This window comes from Streptomyces sp. WAC 01529, from assembly GCF_003945545.1.
Classification (GTDB): Bacteria; Actinomycetota; Actinomycetes; order Streptomycetales; family Streptomycetaceae; genus Streptomyces; species Streptomyces anatolicus.
The window spans coordinates 5,794,103-5,816,562 of sequence record NZ_CP029617.1; the positions used below are offsets into that span (position 1 = coordinate 5,794,103).

At 71.5% G+C, this 22,460-nt stretch carries 18 protein-coding genes and 1 pseudogene; 10 read left to right on the plus strand and 9 right to left on the minus strand.

Features of this window, described 5'->3' with window-relative positions; genetic code table 11:
- Window positions 1-32: 32 nt before the first annotated feature.
- The 5 genes from DMA15_RS26055 to DMA15_RS26075 all read right to left on the minus strand — a co-directional run bounded on the left by DMA15_RS26055 (window position 33) and on the right by DMA15_RS26075 (window position 6,037).
- A complete protein-coding gene (locus DMA15_RS26055; RefSeq protein WP_125515186.1) occupies window positions 33-893 on the minus strand; it encodes a carbohydrate ABC transporter permease in 861 nt (286 codons plus the stop codon).
- The gene (locus DMA15_RS26060; protein WP_240659933.1) at window positions 894-1,871 is read right to left on the minus strand and encodes a sugar ABC transporter permease; all 978 of its coding nucleotides are present in this window, start codon (window positions 1,869-1,871) and stop codon (window positions 894-896) included. It lies immediately after the preceding gene.
- Window positions 1,872-2,051: 180 nt separating this feature from the next.
- A complete protein-coding gene (locus DMA15_RS26065; RefSeq protein WP_164551829.1) occupies window positions 2,052-3,419 on the minus strand; it encodes an extracellular solute-binding protein in 1,368 nt (455 codons plus the stop codon).
- A gap of 162 nt (window positions 3,420-3,581) precedes the next feature.
- Complete coding sequence (locus DMA15_RS26070; protein ID WP_125515188.1) at window positions 3,582-4,265, minus strand: response regulator; 684 nt, start codon at window positions 4,263-4,265, stop codon at window positions 3,582-3,584.
- Window positions 4,262-6,037 carry a sensor histidine kinase gene (locus tag DMA15_RS26075; protein ID WP_164551830.1) on the minus strand — a complete coding sequence of 592 codons (1,776 nt, stop codon included), beginning with the start codon at window positions 6,035-6,037 and terminating at the stop codon, window positions 4,262-4,264. Before DMA15_RS26075 ends, DMA15_RS26070 begins: the two co-directional genes overlap by 4 nt.
- A gap of 261 nt (window positions 6,038-6,298) precedes the next feature.
- Here DMA15_RS26075 and DMA15_RS26080 point away from each other — a divergent pair, with 261 nt between their 5' ends.
- Window positions 6,299-7,714 carry a cation:dicarboxylase symporter family transporter gene (locus DMA15_RS26080; RefSeq protein WP_125515189.1) on the plus strand — a complete coding sequence of 472 codons (1,416 nt, stop codon included), beginning with the start codon at window positions 6,299-6,301 and terminating at the stop codon, window positions 7,712-7,714.
- A gap of 82 nt (window positions 7,715-7,796) precedes the next feature.
- Here DMA15_RS26080 and DMA15_RS26085 read toward each other — a convergent pair whose 3' ends face one another.
- On the minus strand, window positions 7,797-8,435 hold the full coding sequence (locus tag DMA15_RS26085; RefSeq protein WP_240659934.1) for a TetR/AcrR family transcriptional regulator: 639 nt from the start codon (window positions 8,433-8,435) through the stop codon (window positions 7,797-7,799).
- 203 nt (window positions 8,436-8,638) lie between these two features.
- Between DMA15_RS26085 and DMA15_RS26090 the strand changes: the two genes are divergently transcribed.
- The 3 genes from DMA15_RS26090 to DMA15_RS26100 all read left to right on the plus strand — a co-directional run bounded on the left by DMA15_RS26090 (window position 8,639) and on the right by DMA15_RS26100 (window position 12,092).
- Window positions 8,639-10,363: an MFS transporter gene (locus tag DMA15_RS26090; protein WP_125515191.1), complete on the plus strand. Its 1,725-nt coding sequence runs from the start codon at window positions 8,639-8,641 to the stop codon at window positions 10,361-10,363.
- 183 nt (window positions 10,364-10,546) lie between these two features.
- A complete protein-coding gene (locus tag DMA15_RS26095; protein ID WP_125515192.1) occupies window positions 10,547-11,329 on the plus strand; it encodes a sporulation protein in 783 nt (260 codons plus the stop codon).
- A gap of 157 nt (window positions 11,330-11,486) precedes the next feature.
- Entirely contained in the window at window positions 11,487-12,092 is a 606-nt protein-coding gene (locus DMA15_RS26100; protein ID WP_125515193.1) for a dihydrofolate reductase family protein, read from the plus strand.
- A gap of 25 nt (window positions 12,093-12,117) precedes the next feature.
- On the opposite strand, the gene DMA15_RS26105 is transcribed toward DMA15_RS26100, so the two are convergent.
- Window positions 12,118-12,924, minus strand: coding sequence for an alpha/beta hydrolase (locus DMA15_RS26105; protein WP_125515194.1), 807 nt, complete (start codon window positions 12,922-12,924; stop codon window positions 12,118-12,120).
- Between the two features lie 100 nt (window positions 12,925-13,024).
- Here DMA15_RS26105 and DMA15_RS26110 point away from each other — a divergent pair, with 100 nt between their 5' ends.
- Complete coding sequence (locus tag DMA15_RS26110; protein ID WP_125515195.1) at window positions 13,025-14,023, plus strand: MerR family transcriptional regulator; 999 nt, start codon at window positions 13,025-13,027, stop codon at window positions 14,021-14,023.
- 27 nt (window positions 14,024-14,050) lie between these two features.
- On the opposite strand, the pseudogene DMA15_RS26115 reads toward DMA15_RS26110, so the two are convergent.
- Window positions 14,051-14,911, minus strand: a pseudogene (locus DMA15_RS26115) (glycoside hydrolase family 16 protein); the annotation flags it as partial.
- Window positions 14,912-15,175: 264 nt separating this feature from the next.
- Here DMA15_RS26115 and DMA15_RS26120 point away from each other — a divergent pair.
- The 5 genes from DMA15_RS26120 to DMA15_RS26140 all read left to right on the plus strand — a co-directional run bounded on the left by DMA15_RS26120 (window position 15,176) and on the right by DMA15_RS26140 (window position 20,031).
- On the plus strand, window positions 15,176-15,802 hold the full coding sequence (locus tag DMA15_RS26120; RefSeq protein WP_125515197.1) for a DsbA family protein: 627 nt from the start codon (window positions 15,176-15,178) through the stop codon (window positions 15,800-15,802).
- A gap of 82 nt (window positions 15,803-15,884) precedes the next feature.
- Entirely contained in the window at window positions 15,885-16,793 is a 909-nt protein-coding gene (locus tag DMA15_RS26125; RefSeq protein ID WP_125515198.1) for an NAD(P)-binding domain-containing protein, read from the plus strand.
- 59 nt (window positions 16,794-16,852) lie between these two features.
- Window positions 16,853-17,245 (plus strand): MerR family transcriptional regulator, encoded by a 393-nt coding sequence (locus DMA15_RS26130; protein WP_125515199.1) that lies wholly within the window; start codon window positions 16,853-16,855, stop codon window positions 17,243-17,245.
- Window positions 17,246-17,282: 37 nt separating this feature from the next.
- The gene (locus DMA15_RS26135; protein WP_276314372.1) at window positions 17,283-17,615 is read left to right on the plus strand and encodes a thioredoxin domain-containing protein; all 333 of its coding nucleotides are present in this window, start codon (window positions 17,283-17,285) and stop codon (window positions 17,613-17,615) included.
- 166 nt (window positions 17,616-17,781) lie between these two features.
- Complete coding sequence (locus DMA15_RS26140) at window positions 17,782-20,031, plus strand: UvrD-helicase domain-containing protein (RefSeq protein ID WP_125515200.1); 2,250 nt, start codon at window positions 17,782-17,784, stop codon at window positions 20,029-20,031.
- On the opposite strand, the gene glgB is transcribed toward DMA15_RS26140, so the two are convergent.
- Window positions 20,006-22,447 carry a 1,4-alpha-glucan branching enzyme gene (gene glgB / locus DMA15_RS26145; RefSeq protein WP_125515201.1) on the minus strand — a complete coding sequence of 814 codons (2,442 nt, stop codon included), beginning with the start codon at window positions 22,445-22,447 and terminating at the stop codon, window positions 20,006-20,008. The genes DMA15_RS26140 and glgB overlap by 26 nt on opposite strands.
- Window positions 22,448-22,460 lie beyond the last annotated feature (13 nt).

Genomic DNA, 22,460 nt, shown 5'->3' on the forward strand with positions numbered 1-22,460 from the left:
GTGGTTCAGGCCAAGGCCACCGGCCAGCCCCCTCAGCCCTTCACCGCCCCGCCCAGCGCGAAGCCCCCGCCGAGGCGGCGTGAGACGAGGACGTACAGGAGGATCACCGGCGTCGAGTACAGGATCGAGAACGCGGCCAGCTGGCCGTAGACCACCGTCCCCTTGTTGCCGAAGAAGTCGTTGATGCTCACCGACGCAGGCATCTGTTCCGGCGTGAGCAGGAGCATGAAGGGGACGAAGAAGTTGCCCCACATCATGACGAACGAGAAGACCGTCACCACCGCCACCCCGGGGCCCATCAGGGGCAGGACGATCCGGATCAGGGACTGGAAGGACGAGGCGCCGTCCGTCCACGCCGCCTCCTCCAGTTCCTTCGGGACGCCGTCCATGAAGTTCTTCATCAGCCAGATGGCGAAGGGGAGTTGGGACGCGGCGAAGAAGAAGATCGTGCCGTGCATCGTGTCGATCAGGTCCACCTGTACGAAGAGCGCGTACACCGGGACCATGATCGCCGTGATCGGCAGGCTCGTCGCGAAGAGGATCGTCAGCATGAAGGGGCGGTTCAGGCGGGAGCGGTAACGGGAGAGCGGGTACGCGGCGAGCGCCGCGCAGACCACCGTGAGCAGCGTGCCGCCGCCGCACAGGAGGAGGCTGTTGAGGAGCGGCGTGAAGGTGATCTCGGGGGTCAGGACCTTGTCGTAGTTGTCCAGGGTGAGGCCGTCGGGGACGCGTACCCGCAAGTCCGCCTCCGGGTCGAAGGAGGACAGGACCACCCAGGCCAGCGGGAGGACGAACGCCGCCGCCACGGCCAGCAGGCCCGCGTCGGCCGCGAGCCGGTGCTTCGTACGACGGGCAGGCAGTGAACGGGCGCGAGGAGGGTTGTTGACGGCCACTCAGACCTCCGTACGCAGCATGCGCATATAGACGAGGGAGAAGAGCGAGCCGACCAGGAGCAGGAGCAGGGCCACCGCCGTGCCGTAGCCGATCATGCTCTTCTGGAAGGCCTGCTCGTACATGAACAGCGGCAGGGTCTGGCTGCGGTTTCCCGGGCCGCCGCGCGTCATCACCCAGATGAGGCCGAAGACGGAGAGCGTCTGGAGGGTGTTGAGCATGAGGTTCGTGCCGATCGAGCGGCGGATCATCGGCAGCGTGATGTGCCACATCCGGCGCCAGCCGCCCGCGCCGTCGACCTCCGCGGCCTCGGTGATCTCCTTGGGGATCTCGTTGAGGGCGGCGGAGTAGACGAGCATCGAGAAGGCCGTCCCCCGCCAGACGTTGGCGAACGACACCGCGAGGATCGGGAGCGTGAACAGCCAGTTCTGGGAGGGGAGATGGAGGAGGTCGAGGACGGCGTTGAGGGTGCCCTCGCGGCGGAAGAAGGCGTAGAGCAGGAAGCCCGCGACGACCTCCGGCAGCACCCACGCGGTGATGACGATCGCGCCCGTGAGGGTGCGGACCGGCTTCGACGCGCGCTGCATGAGGGAGGCGAGGGCGAGCCCCAGCGTGTTCTGGCCGATGAGGGAGGAGAGGAACGTGAAGACCAGGGTGAGCCAGACCGCGTTGAGGAACCGCTCGTCGCCGAACGCCTCACGGAAGTTGTCGAGGCCGATGAAGCTGGACTCGGCCTGGCCGGTCAGCTGGAGGTCGGTGAAGGCGATGTACGCGCAGTAGCCGATCGGCCCGGCGAGGAACAGCGCGAGGAGGACGACGGCGGGGGAGACGGGCAGGGCCCTGAGCAGACCCCGGCGTACGCGGGCGCGGGGGTTCGGTGGCGGGGTGCCCGGACCCGGCGCGGTCTTGGCGGCGCCGGGCCCGGCGGGGGGCTCGGGCGGGGGTTCGGCCGGGGACCCGGCGGCGGGTGCGGTAGTCATGTGCGGGCACTCACTCTCTGATACCGGGTGACACGGCCTCTGGCATCGGGTGGTACGGCGGCCCCCGGTACCGGTACCGGTGCCGGGTAATACGGCACCGGCCCGGAACGGCGGCCCCCGGTCCCGGTAATACGGCACCGGCCCGGAACGGCACCAGCCCGGAACCGCCCGCCCCCCGCGCTACTTGTCGATGACCTCGCCGTCCGTCGCCGACTCGACCTCCTCGTCGTACCCCTTCGCCGCCTCCTCCACCGAGCTGTCGCCCGTCGTCACCGACTCCATCGCCTCCTGGATCGCGGTGGAGACCTTCGGATACGCGGGGTACGCGGGCCGGTAGTGCGTCGAGGCGACCAGCTCCGTGAAGAACTTGATGCCGGGCTGCGCCTTCACGTACGACGGGTCGGCCGCGACGTCCTCGCGGACCGCGATGCCCGAGTTGGCGACGTACCACTTCTTGGCGTTGGCCTTCGTCTGCATGGTCTCGATGAACTTGAAGGCCAGGTCGGGGTTGCCCGCCTTGGCCGGGATCGCCCAGGTCCAGCCGCCGGACATGCTCACCTTGCCGGGCGCCTGGCCGTGCTGGGTCGGCATGGCGGCCAGGCCCAGCTTCCGCGACCACTCCGGCCACTCGTGTCCCGCTCCCTCGCCCCAGTCCTGCGGCAGCCACGAGCCGTCGAGCGCGATGCCCAGCTTGCCCTCGGGCAGCAGCTCACCCCGCACGCGCGTGGCGAAGTTGGGGTCCAGGGCGTCGGAGACATCGGGGCCGAGCTTCTCCTCGTAGACCGTCTCGACGAACTTCAGGGAGTCCTTGAAGCCCTTGCTGCCGGTGACCCACTTCTTCGCCCCGGTGTCGTACAGCGGATCCTTGCCCGTGCCGTACGCCAGCATCTGGAAGCCCTGCATGGTCGCCGCCTCGCCGGCCGGCTTTCCCGTATAGACGTTCAGGGGCGTGACTCCCGGCACCTTCTTCTTGATCGTGCGGGCCGCGTCGAGGACCTCGTCCCAGTTCTTCGGCTGCCAGTCGGCCGGCAGGCCCGCCTTCTTGAAGATCGCCTTGCTGAACCACAGGCCGCGCGTGTCCGTGCCGTCCGGCACGCCGTACGTCTTGCCGTCGGCCGCCTTCGCCGCCGCCTTGGCCGAGTCGATGAACTGGTCCCAGTCCTTCCACTTCTTCAGGTACGGGTCGAGCGGCTTCAGATACCCGCTGGTGATGTCCGAGTTGATGAGGAACGTGTCCTCGTAGACGAGATCGGGCGCGGTCTTGGGGGAGCGGAGCATCTGCTGGAGCTTGGTGTAGTACTCCGAGTCCGGCGCCTTGATCGGCACCAGCTTGACCTTCTTGCCGGGGTTCGCCTTCTCGAACTGCTTCTTGATCTCCGCCAGGTAGGTGTCCATGACCCTGACCTCGTTGTCCGTGGACTGCTTGAACGAGATCCTCACGGTGTCGGGGTCGTCGCCGGAACCGCCGCCGCACGCGGTGAGGGTGCCGGCGGCCAACAGGGCGGATGCCACGAGGAGCGGCGGGGTGGTGGTGGGACGCACGGGCACGACCTCCTACAGCGCGGGGTTGCGACGCGGGGCTGCCCGGTGAACGTAAGCGCGTGCTCGGAGCAAGGTCAATGCCCCTGCGGTGGGAGGGCGTTGACGCTTGTCATCAACGTGACAACGTTGTTATCGGATGTACGTGACCGGGGTGCCCGGAGCGGGAGGTCACTCGGCCGCCGTGAGCCAGCGGTAGACCAGCTCCGGGCGGCCGACCTGGCCGTACTGGGGGCTGCGGGCCGCGCGTGCCGTGTCGACCAGGTGTTCCAGATAGCGGCGCGCGGTGATCCGGGAGAGGCCCGCCGACTGGGCGGCGGCGGTGGCGGTCAGGCCCTCGGGGGCGGCGCGCAGGGTGTGGATGACCCGTTCGAGGGTGGGGCCGCTGAGCCCCTTGGGGAGCGCGGCGGGGCCGGGCGCGCGCAGCGTGGCGAGCGCGCGGTCCACCTCGTCCTGGCCGGTGGCCTCGCCCTCGGCGGCGGCCGTGCGGAACTGCGCGTAGCGGGTGAGGCGGTCGCGGAGGGTGGCGAAGGTGAACGGCTTCAGTACGTACTGGACGACGCCGAGCGAGACGCCCTCGCGGACGACCGCCAGGTCGCGGGCGGACGTCACCGCGATCACGTCCGTGGGGTGTCCGGCGGCACGCAGGGAGCGGGCCAGCTGGAGGCCGTGGCCGTCGGGGAGGTGCAGGTCGAGGAGGATCAGGTCCACGGGGGTGCGGTCGAGGACGCGGCGGGCCTCGGCGGCGGAGTGGGCGGGCTTCGCGATGGCTTCGAAGCCGGGGACGCGGTTCACGTAGAGGACGTGGGCGTCCGCCGCGACGGGGTCGTCTTCGACTACGAGTACGCGGATCATCTGGCGCCGCCCCCCTTTGGCGGGCTCTGGGTGCTTTGGGTGGCGCCCGCTTCGTCGGTACCCCGCGCCGGGGGCTGTGCCCACCCTTCCCCAAGCTCTCGGCTTCGCTCGAGCAGGGGAGGCCCCACTCGCCCTGCGGAACGCCTGCCCACAGCGGCAACCGGAACCGTGAAGGTCACCTCGAAGTGGGCGCCGCCCTTCTCCGACTCCCGCAGCGTCAGCACGCCGCCGTTCCGCGTCACCGTCTGGTCGACCAGCGCGAGGCCGAGGCCTCGGCCCGTCGCCGCCTTGGTGGACCAGCCGCGTTCGAAGACCGCCTCCCGCAGGGCGGGGTCGACGCCGGGGCCCGTGTCCGAGACGCGCAGGAGCAGGCTCTTCTCGTCCGCCCGGGCCGTCACCGTGACCCGCGCCGCCGGTGAGCCCTGTGCCGCGTCGACCGCGTTGTCGATGAGGTTGCCGAGGACCGTCACCAGGTCACGGGAGGACAGGGACGCCGGAAGCACGCCGTCGTCGATGCTGCTGTCGTCCGAGACGACCAGCTCCACGCCGTGCTCGTTGGCCTGCGCCGCCTTGCCGAGGAGCAGGGCCGCGAGCACCGGTTCGCTGACGGCGGCCACCACCTGGTCGGTCAGCGCCTGCGCCAGCTCCAGTTCGGCGGTGGCGAAGTCGACGGCCTCGTCGGCGCGGCCGAGTTCGATGAGGGAGACCACCGTGTGGAGGCGGTTCGCGGCCTCGTGGGCCTGCGAGCGCAGCGCCTGCGTGAAGCCGCGCTCGGAGTCCAACTCGCCGGTCAGCGCCTGGAGTTCCGTATGATCGCGCAGGGTGACGACCGTGCCCCTGCGCTCGCCGCCCGTCACGGGGGAGGTGTTGACGACCACCACCCTGTCGACGGTCAGATGCAGCTCGTCGACGCGCGGCTCGGACGCGAGGAGCGCGCCGGTGAGCGGCGCGGGCAGCCCCAGCTCGGCGACGTTGCGCCCCACGATGTCACCGGCGACACCGAGCAGCTCCCGGCCCGCGTCGTTGATCAGCGCGATCCGCCGCTGCCCGTCGAGCATCAGCAGCCCCTCGCGCACCGCGTGCAGGGCCGCCTCGTGGTAGTCGTGCATCCGGCTCAGCTCGGCGGCGTTCATGCCGTGGGTGCTGCGGCGCAGGCGGGCGTTGATGACGTACGTACCGATACCGCCGAGTACGAGGGCTCCCGCGGCGACGCCGAGCAGCGCGAGGAGCTGGCCGCGCGCCTTGGCGGTGATCTCCTCGATGGTGATGCCCGCGCTGACCAGGCCGATGATCCGGCCCTCGCCCCTCTCGCCGGCCCGGATCGGGGTGACCACGCGCACGGACGGACCGAGCGTGCCCGTGTACGTCTCGGTGAACGTCCTGCCGTGCAGCGCCTCCCGCCGATGGCCGAGGAAGCGTTCGCCGATGCGCCGCTCGTCGGGGTGCGTCCAGCGGATGCCGCGCGGGTCCATGATCGTCACGAAGGCGACGCCGGTGTGCCGCTGCACCTGGGTCGCGTACGGCTGCAGCTCCTTCGACGGGTCGTCACCGCCGCGTATGGCCTCTCGTACCGAAGGGGAGTCCGCGACCGCCCGCGCCGCCGCGGTCGTCTGGCGGCGCGCGCTCTCCTCCGCCTGGTGCTTGTCGCTCAGATACGTGAAGAGCGCGTACCCGGCGACCACGACCGTGACCAGCACGATCTGCATCGCGAAGAGCTGGCCCGCCAGGCTGCGCGGCAGGCGGCGCCGACGGGATGGGCGAGTGGGAGGCATGGTGCCAGTCTGCCTCCTCGCACAAGCGGCCGGACGGCGTGGACCAGCGGGGGGACCGGCGGCTGTGGGTGGCGCACCCGTGGTCGCGCGGGCGCGAACTAAATGAACGCAAGGGTGACCGGCCTCACAGTCCGGGAGATAGTCGCCGGGATCGCCCAGGACGTGAGCCGCACGCACTGCGGGCGCCGCCGCCAGGCACCACCGGGTGCCGCCGGCACCACCACGCCGAAGTCGTCGTTCAAGGAGTCAAGGAGGGCCCCCGTGACCAGCACGGTCGACCCGCACACGGCACCCGCCGCCAAGCGGGACCGCACGCATTACCTCTACATCGCCGTCATCGGCGCCGTGCTGCTCGGCATCGCCGTCGGCTTCATCTGGCCGGAGTTCGCCAAGGAGCTCAAGCCGGTCGGCACCGGTTTCGTGAACCTGATCAAGATGATGATCTCGCCGATCATCTTCTGCACGATCGTGCTCGGCGTCGGCTCGGTGCGCAAGGCCGCCAAGGTCGGCAAGGTGGGCGGGCTCGCGCTCGCCTACTTCGTCGCGATGTCGGTCGTCGCGCTCGCCATCGGCCTGCTCGTCGGCAACATCCTCCACCCGGGCTCGGGCATCGACCTCGCCGACTCCGACAAGGGCGCGGGCCACGAGGCGGCGGACGAGGCCGACAAGGGCCTCGTCGACTTCGCACTCGGCATCATCCCCAAGACGCTGGTCTCCGCCTTCACCGCGGGCGAGGTGCTCCAGACGCTGCTCGTCGCCCTGCTCGTGGGCTTCGCGCTCCAGGCCATGGGCCGCTCGGGCGAGCCGGTGCTGCGCGGTGTCGAGCACATCCAGAAGCTCGTCTTCCGGGTGCTCGGCATGATCATGTGGGCCGCGCCCGTCGGCGCGTTCGGCGCGATGGCCGCCGTCATCGGCGAGACCGGTGCCGACGCGCTCAAGGCGCTCGCCACGATCATGATCGGGTTCTACGTCACCTGCGCCCTGTTCATCGTGCTCGTACTCGGCACGCTGGTGCGCATGGTGGCCGGGGTGAACCTCTTCAAGCTGCTCAAGTATCTGGGCCGCGAGTTCCTGCTGATCCTCTCTACCTCCTCGTCGGAGTCCGCGCTGCCGCGGCTCATCGCGAAGATGGAGCACCTGGGGGTCAGCCGCCCGGTCGTCGGCATCACCGTGCCGACCGGCTACTCCTTCAACCTCGACGGCACCATGATCTACCTGACCATGGCCTCGCTCTTCATCGCCGACGCCATGGACCAGCCGCTCGGCGTCGGCGAACAGATCTCGCTGCTGCTCTTCATGATGATCGCGTCCAAGGGCGCGGCGGGCGTCTCCGGTTCGGGCATCGCGGTCCTCGCGAGCGGCCTCCAGTCGCACAAGCCCGCGCTCGTCGACGGCGTCGGCCTGATCATCGGCGTCGACCGCTTCATGAGCGAGGCCCGCGCCCTCACCAACTTCGCGGGCAACGCGGTGGCCACGCTGCTGATCGGCACCTGGACCAAGGAGGTCGACAAGGAGCGGGTCGCCGCGGTCCTCGCCGGTCAACTGCCCTTCGACGAGCGTACGTTGGTCGATGACGGGCACGGCGACCGTGAGGGGGACGGGCCCGAGGCGGCGGAGGCCGCGACCTCCGTGCCGGAGCGGCGGAGCGAGGGCGGCAAGGAGCCGGCGAAGGTGTAGCCGCCGTCCAGGGATGAACCGCGGGGCGCCGCCCGTGACGTAACCGCTCTTGAGCGCGTACGTCACGGGCGGCGCCCCGCGCTCACGCGTCCGCCCGCGCGCTCGGCCCGCCCGTTCGCGCGCCCGGCGCCTGGGGCAGGTCCGCGATGATGCCGCGCGCCCGCTCCACCGGAACGCCCGCCGAGAGCAGGGCCGTCGACGCGGCGGCGCGGCCCGCGTCGCGCGGGTCGAGGAGGCCGTCGTTCACGGCCTCCATCAGGCCGAAGAGCTGCTGCTCATGGACGTACGCGAGGGCGGCGGGCGGCAGCGGGGAGGCGAAGGAGCCGTCCGCGAGGCCGAGGCGGAGCATGTCCACGCACTCCTTGCGGACCGGGGCGAGCCGCTGCCTGATGCCCTCCATCGCCACGCTGCGCTGCGCGAGGCCGACCAGGAGGCGGTAGCCGTCGGCGATCTCCCAGACGGCGACCATCGAATGGGCGAGCGACTCGGCGGGGTCGTCCGACTGCGCCCGCCCGGAGGCGTGGGCGGCGGCGACCGCTTCGACCGCGCCGTCGATGAGCGCGCCGATCAGCGCCTCACGGCTGGGGAAATGGCCGTACACCGTCCTGCGCACGACCCCCGCGGCGCGGGCGATCTGGTCCATGGACGCGTCCGGATCGCGAAGGAGTTCGGCGAGGGCGACCTCCAGGATGCGGCGGCGGTTGGCGTCGGCTCGGCTCATGCGCTCCATTTTGCACGGCTGGCCGGGGGCTGCCCCGCGACTTCGCGGACGGCTTCCCGGGGCTCGCCAGGCGACCGTTTTGCACAGCTGTGTGCAGTGGCGTAAATTGCACAGCAGTGTGTAATTGCACAGTGCTGTGCAAGGTCACCGGAAAGCAAGAACGCACAGCGGCAGGGAAGGGTGAGACTTCGGTGGCTCTAGTCATGAAGCAACCGGTCGAGGAGATGAAGGGGCCGTACGCGCGCCGCTGGTGGGCGCTGGGGGTGCTCTGCCTGAGCCTGCTGATCATCGTCATGGCGAACACGGCGCTGACCGTCGCCGCCCCCGACATGACCAAGGACCTCGGCCTCTCCAGCTCCGACCTCCAGTGGGTCATCGACGGCTACACCGTCCCGTACGCGGCGCTGATGCTGCTGCTCGGCGCGATCGGCGACAAGTACAGCCGGCGCGGCGCGCTCGTGCTCGGCCTCGTCGTCTTCGGCGGCGGCGCGGTCGCGGGGTCGCTGGTCGACAGTTCGAGCGGGGTCATCGCGGCCCGTGCCGTCATGGGCCTCGGCGCGGCCATGATCATGCCGGCCACGCTCTCGCTGCTCGCGGCGACGTTCCCGAAGGGCGAGCGGGCCAAGGCCATCGTGCTGTGGACCGCCACCGCGGGCCTCGCGATCGCCGCGGGTCCGCTGGTCGCGGGCGCGCTCCTGGAGGACCACGGCTGGTCCTCGACCTTCCTGATCAACGTGCCGGTCGCCGCGCTCGCGATCGTCGGCGCCTTCGTGCTCGTCCCGCCGTCCAAGGCCGGGCACCACGACCGGATCGACTACGTCGGCGGGCTGCTCTCCGTCGTCTGGACCGGCGCGCTGGTCTACATGATCATCCAGGGGCCGCACTTCGGCTGGGACGCCAAGGCGATCTCCGCGGCGGTCGTCGCGGGCGTGGGCCTGGTGGCCTTCGTCGCCTGGGAGCTGCGCCACCCGCACCCGATCCTGAACGTCCGCCGCTTCCTCGACCGGCGCTTCGCCGGCTCGAACCTCGCGGTGGCGCTCTTCTTCCTCGCGGTCTTCGGCGCGTTCTACTACCTGACCCAGCACCTCCAGTTCGTCCTCGGCTACAACCCGCTGGAGACGGGCGTGCGCATGCTGCCGCTCGCGGGCGCGGTCTTCGTCGGCTCGGCGCTCACCGGCTTCCTCACGCCGCGCATCGGCATGAAGATCACCGTGACGGCGGGCATGGTCGCGGGCACAGTGGCGCTGGCGCTGCTCACGCAGGTCGACGCCTCGTCCTCGTACGGGGACTTCGTCGCCCCGCTGATCGTCCTCGGCCTGGCCATCGGCCTCGCGCTCTCGCCCTGCACCGACGCGATCATGGGTGCGTTCCCCGAGTCGGAGCTGGGTGTCGGCGGCGCGGTCAACGACACGTCGCTGGAGCTGGGCGGATCGCTCGGCATCGCCATCCTCGGTTCTGTGCTCGCCAGTTCGTACTCCTCGAAGCTGGAGGACGCGGCCTCGGCCTCCGGCACCAAGCTGCCCGACGGCACGCTGGACACCGCCCAGGACTCGGTCGGCGCGGGCTTCGCGGTCGCCCAGGGCATCGGCGACAAGGCGCACGCGGCGGCGGAGAAGGCGGCCCACGCGGGCTCCCAGCAGGAGGCCGCGCAGCTGAAGGCGCAGGCCGAGCAACTGACGCAGGGCGCGGGCAAGATGGCGGACGCGGTCACCTCCGCGTTCTCGGACGCGGTGGCGCACACGAGCCTGGTCGGCGCGGTGATCCTCGGCGTGGGAACGGTGCTTGTGGCGGTGCTGCTGCCGCGCAAGGGCCAGGACGCGCAGGCCCAGGAGGCCGACGAGCAGGCCAAGGATGCGGACGCGCGGACCTCGGATGCCGACGCGCAGACCTCGGAGGCCGCCACCACCGGGGCCGGTCGCGAGAAGTAGGCAACACCCCTGCCGGGGCAGGGGGTTCGACCGCAGGAAAGCCCGCGTCAGGGCGTGCCCACCGGCACGCCGCCGGGGCTTCTCCGCGATCGGACCTCCTGCCCCGCTGTGCGTTCGGGAGCCATCTCCGTGGCTGTGGCCAGGGGTTATGCTGCGCCGCAAGTACAGGGGAGGGAACGCACCATGAGTTTTCGCAGGCTGTTCGGGATGGGCGGCAGAGGCGGCGACCAGGAACCGCCGGAGATCGACACCCAGATCACCACGCTCAACCCGATGCCCGGCCAGGCCATCGAGGGCGAGGTCATCCTCAAGGGCGGCGGCCAGGGCCTCAAGATCGACTACCTCAACCTCGACGTGGTCGCCAAGGCCCATGACTACGACGGCTCGATGGGGGACGACGAGCTGACCAGCCTCTCCACCGGCCGATACGACTTCACCGTGGCGCCCGGCACTGAGGAGCGGGTGCCTTTCAAGGGAACCCTGCCCTGGGAGTGCCCGGTCACCGAATTCCGGGGCCAGGCCCTCGGCGTCGACATGTCGCTGACCACGCGCCTGGAGTGGGAGTCGGAATCGCCCGTCAGGGACGTGGACTTCCTGCACATCGCGGCCCCGCCGGTGTTCGAGGCGGTCCTGGACGGGTTCGGCGAGGAGGGCTACCTCGTCGAAGGCTCGCGGCTCGTCGACGAGTACATCCCCGACGTCGAGGCGCGCAGGGGTCTGCACCAGATCTTCTACCTCGGCTCCCCCGCGCGGGGCGCGGACCGCTTCGGGGAGCTGGAGGTCGTCTTCCTCCAGAACGTCGTCGGCGTCCTGGTCCACGTCCGCCGCGCGGCCCGCTCCACGTTCAGCTGGTCGGACAAGCCGCTGGCGCGTTCCTTCGCGGTCGCGCACCACGAGGCGGGCCAGGCCGATCTCACCGCGCGCGTGCGCAAGTCACTGGAGCAACTGGCGCTCATAGACGGATAGCCGGACCCCGCTTCGGACGCCGGGCCCCGTACTTCGGACTTCGGGCCCCCGAAATAGGGTCCCGCAAACCGTTGACACCACTCCAAGTGAAGTACTACGGTCTAACCACTTCACTCAGAGTGCCATGAAACGCCACCGCCGCATCCCAGGAGACACCTTGCGAAAGCTCGTCTACTTCATCGCCGTCAGCCTCGACGGATTCATCGCCGGCCCCGACGGCTCCGACCCCACGGGCCCCGACGGCTTCTGGCCGGTCGCTCAGGACTACGTCCAGCACCTCGCCCAGACATACCCCGAGACCCTGCCCGCCCCCGCCAGGCAGGCCCTCGGTCTGACCGGCGAGGGCAGCCACTTCGACACGATCCTCGAAGGCCGCAAGACCTACATGATCGGTGTGGACGCCGGGATCCCCGACTGCTACCCGCACTTGAGACACCTGGTCTTCACCCGCACCCTCACCGAGAGCCCCGACCCGCACGTCGAGCTGGTCGCCACCGACCCCGTCGCCAAGGTGCGCGAGCTGAAGCGCGAGGACGGCAAGGACATCTGGCTGTGCGGCGGCGGCGAGCTTGCCGGGGTCCTGCGCGGCGAGATCGACCGCCTGGTCGTCAAGCTGGCCCCGATGACGATCGGTTCGGGCACGCCGCTGTTCGCGTCCAAGACCGCCTTCGAGCCCATGATGTACGAGCGGACGGACACCGTGCTCCTCGACAGCGGTTCGGTCTTCCTCACGTACGACAAGACCGCGGGGGACGAGAGCTAGGCCGCGGGCCCTCGGGCCTAAGGTCTCAGGCGGCGGACGCGGGGGCGAGTCGGTGGCCCTCGCCCGCCGCCGCCCGCAGCAGTACGCCGGCCAGCGCGTCCGGCGTGGAGAGCATCGGCCAGTGCCCGGTGGCCAGTTCGAAGAAGGTCGCGCGCGGGTCGGCGAGGTGCTGGACGAGCGGCAGGCCCGCCGCCACGAGGCCTTCGAGCGCGGCGATGTCCATCGTCCCGCCCGTGGTGCAGAAGACCCCGGTCGTCGCGAGGCCCGCGACCGCGTCCGAGACGCGCAGCTTCTGCTCGCACGGGCCGACCGGCATCGGCGAGGCCAGGCGCGCCAGCCTGGCCAGCGCCTCGGCGGGTACTCCCGCGAGGTTCCCGTGCGCCTGCCACTCCGCCGGGCTCGGCGCGGGGACGAGCCAGCCGTCCTCGGCCCGCTCCCGCATGCCGAGCATCCGCTCGCGGGCCGCCCCCGGCGGCATCTGCTCACGGACCTGGTCGAGCATGGAGCAACCGTCCTGCGGCATCGGTGAGTCCAGATGCACGAGCCGCGAGACGCGGTCCAGGCGCCGGTCGGCGGCGCCCGCCGACGGATAGATCCCGTAGCAGTAGCCGACAAGGACCACCTCGGGCGCGTCGACATGGTCGATTGCCTGGGCCACGTCCTCGATGTGGGTCTCCAGATCCGTCCCCGGGCCCGCCAGATGCCTGCGGTCCCCGAGCCCGGTGAGCGTCACCGCGTGCACCTCGGCCCCCGCCGAGCGCAGCCGCGCCGCCACGTCCCGCCAGATCCAGCCGCCCGTATGACCACCCGACACCAGCACGAACGTCGTCATGATTCCTCCTAGTACACGGTGTTTTACGCGGTCTGGTACGCGGTCCCCCGCCCCACGCTCGCCCGTACGCTAGGAACTCCCCCTGAGGGAGGTTCAAGCCGTGACAGCAGACGGCACCGGTGGGACCGGGCCCGCCCCCGTCGGCGTATGGAGCATCGGGCAGCTCGCCGAGCGGGCCGGTGTCACCGTCAAGACCGTCCGCTTCTACTCCGACCGCGGCCTGCTGCCCGAAGCCGCCCGCAGCGGCGGCGGCCACCGCCGCTACGGCCCCGAGGCGCTCGACCGGCTCCGCCTCATCCGCTCCCTGCGCGGTCTCGACCTGCCCGTTCCCGAGGTCGGCCGCGTGCTCGACGAGGAGGACGCGCTGGAGGATGTCATCGAGGTCCAGCTGCGCGAACTCGGCACACGGCTGACCGCCCTGCGCTGGCGCGAGGCCGCCCTGCGCCTGCTGCGCGACTGCTCCGCCGAGGAGCGCGCCGAGCGGCTGCGCCTGATCGGCGGCCTGAGCATTCCTCCGACCACGGCCGCGCTCGCCCGGTTCTGGCGGCTCTGGCTGCCCGCGCGGCTGCCCGCCCGAGTGGTCTCCGCCGTCGTCGAACAGGCGGTCCCGCGGCTGCCCGATGACCCCGCCCCGGCGCAGGTGCTCGCCTTCGCGCGGCTGCACGCGTTCGTCTCCGGGCCCTGCTTCGACTCGGCCCCGGGCACGGCCGCGCGCCCCGGCCAGCCCGAGGCGCACCTGCCCGGCAAGGGCTACCGTCCCGCCGTGCTCTACGAAGCCCTCCCCGAGGCGTTCGCGCTCGCCTCGGCCCAGCTGCGGGCGGGCCGTGCACCGCACCGGGGCGAGGCCCTCGACTGCTTCGCCGCGGTCCACGCCGCCGCCCTCAACGCCCGCGACACGGCCGACTTCCGCCGGGGCCTCGCCCGCATCCTCGCCGCCGAACCCCGCATCGACCACTACTGGCAGCTCGCCGCCGAGGTCATGACCCCGCCCCCCGCCCCACCCGAGCCGACACCCGGCGCCGCGGACAACTGGCTCCGCGCGGCCCTGCAGGCCTCCACCTCCGCCGCTGCCCCCGCCTCCACCGGTGACGGCCACTAGGACGCGGCGCCGCGACTCCCGCTACGGCCGCGTCCACACCGCCACGCGGTCGACCCGCATCGGGTGTCCCGGTTCCGTCGCGGGCGTCGGTGTCGCGCGGCCCGCGACGCCGTTCGGGAAGCCGCCGCCCATCGCCACGTTCAGCAGGATGAAGTACCCCTCGTGGGAGGTCATGTCGGCCCACGTCTTCGCCGAGAACCGGTCCTGGCGGAGGGTGTGGAACTGCTGGCCGTCGACGTACCAGCGCAACTGGTTCGGCGTCACCGACCTGTCCCACTCGAAGCGGTACGTGTGGAACGCGGACTGGCAGCTCGCCCCCGGGCAGGGGCGGCTCGCGCCGAGCCCCTGGGTCTCGTCGCAGTCGCCGCCCGGGTTCACACCGCAGTGCAGCACGCCCCAGACCGCGTTGATGCCGTTCACGTTCTCCATGACGTCGAACTCGCCGATGGAGGGCCAGTTCTGGTAGTTGCCGCGGTAGGGCGAGCCGAGCGCCCAGAACGCGGGCCAGTAGCCGAGCGCCTTGTCGCCGGTGACGTTCGGCATCTGGATGCGGGCCTCGATGGCCAGCGTGCCGCCCGGGGGAGCCTTGAAGTCGGTGCGCCTCGATTCGATCCGCGCGGATGTCCACTTGCCGGAGGAGTTCCGGCGCGGGGTGATCCGCAGGTTGCCCGCTCCGTCGGTGCTCAGGTTGTCGGAGGAGTTCGTGTACTCCTGGATCTCGCCCGTGCCCCAGTTGGGGGGACCGCCCGGGTAGTTGTGGCCGAGGTCCACCTGCCACTTGTCGGCGGAGGGCGCGGCGCCCGCGGGCCCGTTGAAGTCGTCGCTCCACTTCAGCGTCCAGCCCGGGCCGCGCGCCGGCACGTCGCCACGCGCCGTGCCGGGCATCATCAGCGCCCCGAGCAGGCCGACGGCGGCGAGGGTGGCCAGCAGTGGGGTGGCGTGCCGGGTGGCGGTTGCGGGGGTCGTGCGCATCGGGCACCTCCGTGGGGGATGGGAGTGTGACGGGGAGAGCGCTCTCAGAGTGGTACTGCTGGTTTTGTAGTTGTGGCCGGGCGGCGCGTCAATGGCCGCGGTGCGTCAACTTCCCGAAGACGGCCGACCGTTCCCCTGTGTATCCGGGACCCCAACTGGCGTCCGCAGTACGGTGAATGAATGAACGTCACAGACGAGCCGACCCCCACCGGAGCGAGCGTCGACTTCTGGTTCGACCCGGTCTGCCCGTACACGTGGATCACCTCGCGCTGGCTGCGCGAGGTGGAGCGGGTGCGGGGCATCACCGTGCGGTGGCGGGTGATGAGCCTGGCGGTCCTGAACGAGGGCCTGGACGTCGACCCGGAGGACCCCGAGGGGCTGTACGGGGAGTACATGAGGGCGCCCGGGCGGGTGTGCGCGGCGGTGGGCGAGCGGCACGGGAACGCGGCTCTCGGACGGTACTTCGACGTGCTCGGGGCGCGCCTCCACGAGCAGCGGGACTGGTCGGGCATGACGGCCGCGCTCGCCGGGGCCGGGCTCCCCGCGGAGCTGGAGGCCGTGGCGATGACCACGGAGTACGACGCCGCGGTGCGGGCCTCGCACGGGCAGGCCATGGCGCTGGTGGGCGAGGACGTCGGCACTCCGGTACTCGCCGTGGAGGGGGCGGGGGCACTGTTCGGCCCCGTCGTCTCCCCGGCCCCCAGGGGCGAGGCGGCCGGGCGGCTGTGGGACGGGGTGGTGCTGATGGCCGGGGTGGAGGGCTTCCATGAGTTCAAGCGGCCTTACGGAGACCTGGACTTCGGCTGACCCCCGCACTTACCTCCCGGTGCGTACCTGACTAATTAGTCGGTACTTGTGGGGAGTTGGGCCCCCGCTGAGCATGGGGATCATGACTGAACCCGAGCCTCGCTACCCCCTTCCCGCCTCCCTCCCCACCGTCACCGTCCTCGGCCTCGGCTCCATGGGGCAGGCCCTCGCCGGCGCCTTTCTGGGCGCCGGGCACCCCACCACCGTCTGGAACCGCTCGCCCGGCAAGGGCGATGAGCTGGTCGCCCGCGGGGCCTCCCGCGCCGCCACCCCGGCCGACGCGGTCCGTGCCGGTGAGGTCGTCGTCGTATGCGTGCTCGACTACGACGCCGCGCGGACGATCCTCGACCAGGTGACCGCCGCCGACCTCGCCGGGCGGGTCCTGGTGAACCTCACCTCCGACACCCCCGAGCGCGCCCGCGAGGCCGCCGCGCGCGCCGCCGAGCTGGGCGTCGACTATCTGGACGGGGCCGTCATGGTACCGGTGCCGATGATCGGGACGCCGGACGCGCTGATCTTCCACAGCGGTTCGCGGTCCGCCTACGAGAAGTACGAGGCGACGCTCAAGGCGCTCGGCGGGCAGAGCGCCTACGTCGGTGAGGACCACGGTCTCGCCGCCGTCTTCGACCTCTCCGTACTGGACTTCTTCTGGACCGCGATGCACGGCCTGGTGCACGGGTTCGCCCTCGCCGCCCGGGACGGCGTGAAGGCCGCCGCCCTCGTCCCCTTCCTGAAGGCCAACGTGGCGCTCGTGGAGAGCGCCGTCGAGCACACCGCCGCCGACATCGACGCGGGCACCTACCCCGGCGTCATGGACAACCTCGCCATGGAGGCCGAGGGCATCGAGCACATCGTCCACGCGGCCGAGCACCGCGGCCTGGACGCCGGCGCGCTGCGCGGCGTCCTCGCGGCGGCCCGCAGGGCGGTCGATCTCGGGCACGGCGCCGACACCTGGACCTCGACGATCGAGGGCATCCGCAGTCCGGCCTGATCCCGCGCCGGCAAGAAGTCCCTGGCCTTGACGCCCACGTCAAGGATTACCGTCGGGGCATGCGAATCGGCGAGCTGGCGGCGCGCGCGGGGACGACCACGCGGACGCTGCGTTACTACGAGTCCCGCGGGCTGCTGCCCGCGCGGCGCACCGGCAACGGCTACCGCACGTACGACGAGGACGACGTACGGCTCCTGGAGCAGATCAGGACCCTCCAGGACTTCGGGTTCGATCTGGAGGAGACGCGGCCCTTCGTGGAGTGTCTGCGCTCCGGTCATCCGGAGGGCGACTCGTGCCCCGCCTCGCTCGCCGTGTACCGCCGCAAGCTCACCGAACTCGACGCGCTGATCAGCGAGTTGAACGCGGTGCGCGCGCAGGTCGGGGCGCAGTTGACGCGCGCCGAGGCGGCGCTTCCGGGCGGCCCGGAGCCGCGCTGCGAACTGACGGGATGACGGGATGACGGGATGACGGGATGAGGAGTGTGGCGAAGTGAGGGCAGCAGGTGTGGCCGAGGTGACGGACGCGGATTTCGAGGGGGAGGTGCTGCGGGAGCCGGACCGTCCGGTGCTCGTGGAGTTCACGGCGGACTGGTGCGGGCCGTGCCGGCAGCTGGCGCCGGTCCTGAGCGAGCTGGCCCGCGAGGAGGCGGACCGGCTGAAGATCGTGCAGCTGGACGTGGACCGCAGCCCGGCGACCGCGATCGCGTACAAGGTGCTCTCCGCGCCGACCATGATCGTGTTCAGGGGCGGTGAGCCGGTGAAGCAGATGGTGGGCGCCCGGGCCAAGCGCAAGCTCCTGGCGGACCTGGCCGACGTGCTCTGACGCCCGGACGTACGCGCCCGTGCGGGCCAAGAGAAATACCCCGGACGAATTGACGTCCGGGGTATTTCTCTGCGTATATTGGATTCTTTCGCGAGGCTTCGCTGGTGAAAGCACAGCAACTTCACGAAAAGCTTTATACGAGCACTGTAACTGGCAAGGGGCTGAATTGTCAACCGAGGAATTGCGGGAAGAGCAGCAATTCGTCTCCGGGCTGTACGCGCGTCTGGACGCGCTGCGCGAGGAGGCCGAAGCCGCCGTGCAGACGTCGTTGTCGCAGGTGGGCAACGGTCTCCAGGCACGCCTGGAGCGCGATGTGATGGTGGCGGAGCAGTCCGGGCTGCTCGCCGCCTTCGACGCGGGGGAGAACGGCCTCTGCTTCGGCAGGCTCGAATTCCGCGACGGCCGCGATCACCACATCGGACGCATCGGAATCCGCGCCTCCGATGACCGGCGCACCCCGCTGGTGATCGACTGGCGTGCCGATGTCGCGCGCCCCTTCTATCTCGCGACGGGCCATACGCCGATGGGTCTGCGGCGGCGCCGGCACATCACCACCAAGGGCCGCGAGGTCACCGCCCTGCACGACGAGATCCTCGACCTCGGCGACACGACCCGCACCGGGCACGAGGCCGCCGACGCCGACGAGGTGCTGCTCGCCGCGCTCGACTCGGCGCGCACCGGACGCATGCACGACATCGTGCGGACCATCCAGGCCGAGCAGGACCGCATCATCCGCGCCCCGCACCGGGGCGTCCTCGTCGTCGAGGGCGGCCCCGGCACCGGCAAGACGGTCGTGGCCCTGCACCGCGCGGCCTTCCTGCTCTACGCGCACCGGGAACTGCTCGCCAAGCGGGCCGTGCTGATCGTCGGCCCGAACCCGGCGTTCCTCGGTTACATCGGCGAGGTCCTGCCCGCGCTCGGCGAGACCGGCGTCCTGCTCTCCACCGTCGGCGAGCTGTTCCCCGGCGTGCGCGCGACCGGCACCGAGAGCCCGGAGGCGGCCGAGGTGAAGGGCCGCGCCGAGATGGCCGACGTGCTCGCCAGGGCGGTCCGCGACCGCCAGCGCATCCCCGAGCCGGGCGAGCCGCTCGTCATCCCGCACGACGACGGCGATCTGATCCTGGACTGGACGATCGCCTACGAGGCACGGGACGCGGCCCGCGAAGCGGACGTGCCGCACAACCTGGGCCGCCCCTACTTCGCGTTCCGGATCATCGACGCGCTCACCGGGCAGCTCGCCGAACGCATCGGCCACGACCCCTACGGCGGCCCCAACTTCCTGGGCCCCGACGACATCGCCCAGCTCGGCAAGGCCATCGCGGCGAGCCCCGAAGTCCACGCGGCCATCGAGGAGTTGTGGCCGACGCTGACCCCGCAGGGCTTCGTCGCCGACTTCCTGGAAGAGCCGACCGGTCTCGGCGAACAGGACGCCGAGGCGATCCGCAGGCCGCGCGGCGCGCCCTGGACGGCCGCCGACATCCCGCTGCTCGACGAGGCGGCCGAACTGCTCGGCCACGACGACAGCGCCGAGCGGGCGGCGGCCGAGGCCGAGCGCGCCAAGCAGATCGCGTACGCGCAGGGCGTCCTCGACGTGTCGCGGGCCTCGCGGACGCACGAGTTCGAGGACAAGGACGAGGACGACGCCGAGGTCCTGCTCGCCCACAACATCATCGACGCCGAGCGGATGGCCGAGCGGCAGGAGGAGGCCGACCACCGCAGCGCCGCCGAGCGCGCGGCGGCCGACCGCACCTGGGCGTTCGGGCACATCATCGTCGACGAGGCGCAGGAGCTGTCCGCGATGGCCTGGCGGCTGCTCATGCGGCGCTGCCCGACCCGCTCCATGACGCTCGTCGGCGACCCCGCGCAGACCGCGGAGGCCGGCGGCTGCGGCTCGTGGGAGAACATCCTGCGGCCGTACGTCGAGGACCGCTGGGAGTACACCCGGCTCGGCGTCAACTACCGCACGCCCGTGGAGATCATGGACGTGGCGGCCGAGGTACCGCGCGCCGCAGGGAACCCCGACTTCCGGCCGCCAAGCTCGGTGCGGTCCACGGGCGTACGTCCCTGGGCGCGCCGCGCCGACGACCTCGCCGCGGCCGTGGCCGACGCGGTGGCGGCCGAGGCGCGGGACGAGGGCCGCCTCGCCGTGATCGCCCCGCGCGACCTCCACGAGGGGCTCGCCGCCCGACTCCCCGGCGTGGCGGCGGGGCAGGCCCCGGACCTGACGCGGCCGGTCGTGCTGATCGACCCGCGGCAGGCCAAAGGCCTGGAGTTCGACACGGTCCTGGTCGTCGAGCCGGCACGCTACGGCACGAGCGACCTGTACGTGGCCCTGACCCGGGCCACGCAGCGGCTCGGCATCCTGTACGCCGGGGAGCTGCCCGGCGCGCTCACACGGGTCGCAGCCACACCGTAGCCAGCGGCGGCAGGGTCAGACGCAGGGACGCGGGACGGCCGTGGGACGCCACCGGCTCCGGTTTGAGCGGGTCGGGGTTGGTGACGTCGCTGCCGCCGTAGCGGGCCTCGTCCGTGTTCAGGACCTCCTGCCAGGCGGTGAACTCGTCCGGCACGCCCAGCCGGTAGGCGTGCCGCACGACCGGCGAGAAGTGGGAGACGGCGAGCAGCGGCGTCCCGTCCCCGCCCTCGCCCGGGTGGCGCAGGAAGGCGAAGACGTTGTCCTCGGCGGCGTCGCCCTCCACCCAGGCGAAGCCGCCGGGGTCCGTGTCGCGCTCCCACAGGGCGCCCTCGCGCCGGTACACGGTGTTCAGGTCGCGGACGAGGTCCCGTACGCCCCGGTGGTCGGCCTCCGCGCCGTACGCCGGGTCGAGTAGCCACCAGTCGGGGCCGTGGCCCTCGGCCCACTCGGCGCCCTGCGCGAACTCCTGCCCCATGAAGAGGAGTTGCTTGCCCGGGTGGGCCCACATGAAGCCCAGATAGGCGCGGTGGGTGGCGCGCTGCTGCCACCAGTCGCCGGGCATCTTGGAGACCAACGACCGTTTGCCGTGGACGACTTCGTCGTGGGAGATGGGCAGGACGTAGTTCTCGCTGTACGCGTACACCATCGAGAACGTCATCTCGTGGTGGTGGTGCTTGCGGTGCACGGGCTCCTTGGAGACGTAGTCGAGGGAGTCGTGCATCCAGCCCATGTTCCACTTCAGGCCGAAGCCGAGCCCGCCGAAGCCACCCGGGCCCTGGTGGTGGGTGGCCCGGGTCACGCCGTCCCAGGCCGTGGACTCCTCGGCGATGGTGACGACGCCGGGGCAGCGCCGGTAGACCGTGGCGTTCATCTCCTGGAGGAAGGCGACGGCGTCGAGGTTCTCGCGGCCGCCGTGCGCGTTCGGCGTCCACTGGCCGTGCTCGCGGGAGTAGTCGAGGTAGAGCATCGAGGCGACCGCGTCGACGCGTAGCCCGTCGATGTGGAACTCCTCGCACCAGTAAGTGGCGTTGGCGACGAGGAAGTTGCGCACCTCCTTGCGGCCGTAGTCGAACTCCAGGGTGCCCCAGTCGGGGTGCGCCGCGCGGGCCGGGTCCTCGTGCTCGTACAGGGGCCGCCCGTCGAACTCGGCGAGCGCCCAGTCGTCGCGCGGGAAGTGCGCGGGCACCCAGTCCATCAGGACGCCGATCCCGGCCCGGTGCAGTGCGTCCACGAGGTACTTGAAGTCGTCGGGGGTGCCGAGGCGGGCGGTCGGCGCGTAGAAGCCGGTGACCTGGTAGCCCCAGGAGCCGCCGAAGGGGTGCTCGGCCACCGGCATCAGCTCCACGTGCGTGAAGCCCAGGTCGGCGACGTAGGCGGGGAGCTGCTCGGCGAGCTGGCGGTACGTCAGGCCCGGCCGCCAGGAAGCCAGATGCACCTCGTACACCGAGAACGGCGCCTCGTGCGCGGGGCGGTCGGCGCGCCGGGCCAGCCACTCCCCGTCGTGCCACTCGTGGTGCGATTCGTGTACGACGGAGGAGTTCGCGGGCGGGGTCTCCGTGCGGCGGGCCAGCGGGTCGGCGCGCAGCGTCTTCGAACCGTCGGCCCGGGTGATCTCGAACTTGTACAGCTCTCCCTCGCCGACCGAGGGCGCGAACAGCTCCCAGACACCGGTGCCGCCGAGCGAGCGCATCGGGAAGCCGGTGCCGTCCCAGAAGTTGAAGCCGCCGACGACCCTGACGCCCCGGGCGTTCGGCGCCCACACCGTGAAGCGGGTGCCGGTCGCGCCCTGGTGGGTCATCGGCCGGGCGCCCAGCGCGTCCCACAGCCGCTCGTGCCGTCCCTCGCCTATCAGATGCAGATCGAAGTCGCCGAGCGAGGGGAGGAAGCGGTACGCGTCGTGGATCTCCAGCTCCGCGTCCTCGTACGTGACGTGGAGCCGGTAGTCCTCGGGCGCGGCCTCAAGCGGCAGCACCACCGAGAAGAACCCGTCGCCGTCGTCGCGCAGTTCGGCGCGCAGGTCCTCGGCGACGACGGCCACCGCCTTGGCGTAGGGCCGCAGCGCCCGGAACGCCGTGCCGCCGGTGACGGGATGGGCCCCGAGCACGCCGTGCGGGTCGTGGTGGGTGCCCGCCAGGAGGCGGACGCGGTCCTCCTCGGGGACGGGGGAGGCGGCGACGGCGACGGGGCGTGGCTCGGGGGGAGTCGTCGCGGCCGCCTTCCGCGGGGCACGTGCCTTCCGCGGAGCCTGCGGGGTCCTCGGGGATTTCGCGGATTTCGCCGCTTTGGCCGCCTTGGCCGCTTTGGCTGTCCGCTGCGCCGGTGCCTTCCGCTCGGCGGGATCCGGTTCCGGGGCGCGGGGTGCGGGAGGAGCGGGGGCGGGGGGTTCGGCGGACGGTTTGCGGGGGCGGGGGGTCACAGGAGAGGCCTCC

What these genes read in the sequence shown, in the direction of transcription:
- DMA15_RS26090 (WP_125515191.1), top strand. Translation starts at nt 8,639, where the DNA reads ATGAAGCAACCGGTCGAGGAGATGAAGGGGCCGTACGCGCGCCGCTGG.
- DMA15_RS26130 (WP_125515199.1), top strand. Translation starts at nt 16,853, where the DNA reads ATGCGAATCGGCGAGCTGGCGGCGCGCGCGGGGACGACCACGCGGACG.
- DMA15_RS26120 (WP_125515197.1), top strand. Translation starts at nt 15,176, where the DNA reads ATGAACGTCACAGACGAGCCGACCCCCACCGGAGCGAGCGTCGACTTC.
- DMA15_RS26070 (WP_125515188.1), bottom strand. Translation starts at nt 4,265, where the DNA reads ATGATCCGCGTACTCGTAGTCGAAGACGACCCCGTCGCGGCGGACGCC.
- DMA15_RS26105 (WP_125515194.1), bottom strand. Translation starts at nt 12,924, where the DNA reads ATGACGACGTTCGTGCTGGTGTCGGGTGGTCATACGGGCGGCTGGATC.
- DMA15_RS26060 (WP_240659933.1), bottom strand. Translation starts at nt 1,871, where the DNA reads ATGACTACCGCACCCGCCGCCGGGTCCCCGGCCGAACCCCCGCCCGAG.
- DMA15_RS26075 (WP_164551830.1), bottom strand. Translation starts at nt 6,037, where the DNA reads ATGCCTCCCACTCGCCCATCCCGTCGGCGCCGCCTGCCGCGCAGCCTG.
- DMA15_RS26095 (WP_125515192.1), top strand. Translation starts at nt 10,547, where the DNA reads ATGAGTTTTCGCAGGCTGTTCGGGATGGGCGGCAGAGGCGGCGACCAG.
- DMA15_RS26125 (WP_125515198.1), top strand. Translation starts at nt 15,885, where the DNA reads ATGACTGAACCCGAGCCTCGCTACCCCCTTCCCGCCTCCCTCCCCACC.
- DMA15_RS26085 (WP_240659934.1), bottom strand. Translation starts at nt 8,435, where the DNA reads ATGAGCCGAGCCGACGCCAACCGCCGCCGCATCCTGGAGGTCGCCCTC.